The sequence below is a fragment of the Streptomyces cellostaticus genome (assembly GCF_001513965.1).
Lineage (GTDB): Bacteria > Actinomycetota > Actinomycetes > Streptomycetales > Streptomycetaceae > Streptomyces > Streptomyces cellostaticus.
Window position 1 is genome coordinate 1,386 of sequence record NZ_KQ948107.1, and the last position, 2,089, is coordinate 3,474.

General features: G+C 68.5%; 1 protein-coding gene. It reads left to right on the top strand.

Annotated features, from left to right (window positions below):
- Window positions 1-15: 15 nt before the first annotated feature.
- Window positions 16-2,089, top strand: a 2,074-nt coding sequence (locus tag AQI88_RS46465; RefSeq protein WP_244184660.1) for an acyltransferase domain-containing protein, incomplete at its 3' end; no start/stop codon positions are given.

Consider the following 2,089-nt stretch of genomic DNA (forward strand, 5'->3'; position numbering starts at 1 on the left):
CTCGGCGGTGGCCGGGTGGATGAGACCGTCTGGGCGCAGGCGGGGCTGTTCGCGGTCGAGGTCGCACTGTTCCGGCTGCTCCAGTCCTGGGGGATTGCCCCGCAGGTGGTCGCGGGGCACTCGATCGGTGAACTGGCCGCGGCCCACGTTGCTGGGGTGTGGTCGCTGGAGGACGCCTGCGCGGTGGTGGCCGCGCGGGGCCGGCTGATGCAGGAGTTGCCCTCGGGCGGGGCGATGGTCGCGGTCGAGGCCACCGAGGAACAGGTCGCCGAGGCGATCCAGGACCACCCCCTGGTCGGGATCGCGGCGGTCAACGGGCCGCGGGCTGTGGTGATTTCGGGTGCTGAGGCCGAGGTGGAGGCTGCCGCCGAGGAGCTGGCCCGGGCGGGGGCACGCACCCGGCGTCTGAGGGTGTCGCATGCGTTTCACTCCCCGCTGATGGAGCCGATGCTGGAGCGCTTCGCCCAGGTCGTCGGCGCGGTGGGCTATCAGGAGCCGCGGCTGGCCATGGTCTCGGCTCTGACCGGGCAGCCGGTGACCACCGAGGTCACCGACCCCGCCTACTGGGTCAAGCACGTCCGCGAGGCCGTCCGCTTCGCCGACGCCGTCTCCGCGCTGCGGGACAACGGCGTACGCACCTTCATCGAGATCGGCCCGGACGGTGTGCTGTCGGGCATGGGCCCCCAGATCCGCACCACCAGCGACACCGGTGAAGCTGACACTGGTGAAGCTGATGCGGGTGAGGTGTGGCTGCCGGTGCTGCGCCGGGGACGCGACGAGGTCCGTGCACTGCTCACGGCGATAGCCAGGGTCCATGTCCGGGGCCAGGCGGTGGACTGGGACCAGGTGTTCGCGGGAACGGGTGCACGGCGGGTCGACCTGCCTACGTATGCGTTCCAGCGCCAGCGGTACTGGCTGAACCCGGTCGCGGCAAGCCGGGCCGAACACCTCGGCCTGGAGACCTCCGGTCACCCACTCCTCGGTGCTGCCGTCGAACTGCCCGCAACCGGCGGGCTGGTGCTGACCGGGCAGCTCTCCCTCTCCACGCAGCCCTGGTTGGCAGACCACGTCGTGGCCGGCCAGACGGTGGTACCCGGAGCGGCACTCTTGGACATGGCCGTACGCGCCGGCGACGAGGCTGGTTGTGGGCAAGTCGAGGAACTGCTCATCGAAACGCCCCTGATACTGCCGGAGCGTGGCGGAGTCCGGGTGCAAGTCACCGTGGAGGGGCCGGACGAGGCCGGCCGCCGGGTGTTCGGTGTTTACGCCCAGGCCGAGGATGCCGTGTCTGGAGGCGAGTGGACTCGCCATGCGACGGGTTTGGTGGCACCTGCCGATACGGGCGTCGATGTTGTTGTGGCTGAGGGTGGGGAGTTGTTGGTGTGGCCGCCGGCTGGTGCGGTTGCGGTGGACTTGGGTGATTTCTATGGGGGTTTGGCTGGGCGTGGGTTGGCTTATGGGCCGGTGTTTCGGGGGGTGCAGGCGGCGTGGCGGCGTGGTGAGGAGTTGTTTGCTGAGGTTGTGTTGCTGGAGGGTGTGGCGGTGGCGGGGTTTGGGTTGCATCCGGCTTTGTTGGATGCGGCGTTGCATGTGGCTGGGTTGAGTGTTGGGGGTGAGGGGTTGGTGTTGCCGTTTGCGTGGGGTGATGTGGTGGTGCATGCGGCGGGTGCGGTGACGGCGCGGGTGCGGATTGCTCCGTCGGTTTCGGGTGAGGGTGTGTCGGTGCTGCTGGCTGATGCGGTTGGTGGGTTGATTGCTTCGGTGGGGTCGTTGGTGTTGCGGCCGGTGTCTGCTGATGGTCTGACGGCGGGGCGGGTTCGTGATGGTTTGTTCGGTGTGGAGTGGGTGCCTGCTTCGCTTGGTGGTCAGCCTGTCGGGAATGATCGGTGGGTGTTGGTGGGTGGTGATGGTGGGTTGGGGTTGTGTGGTGTGGGTCGGTGTTTTGGTGGTGTGGGTGAGTTGGTGGGTGTGGTGGAGGAGGGTGGGGAGGTTCCTGAGGTTGTGGTGGTGTGTGCTGTGCCGGAGGTGGGTGCGGGGGTTCCTGGTGGGGTTCGGGGTGTGGCGGTGGGTTTGTTGGGTGTGGTGGGGG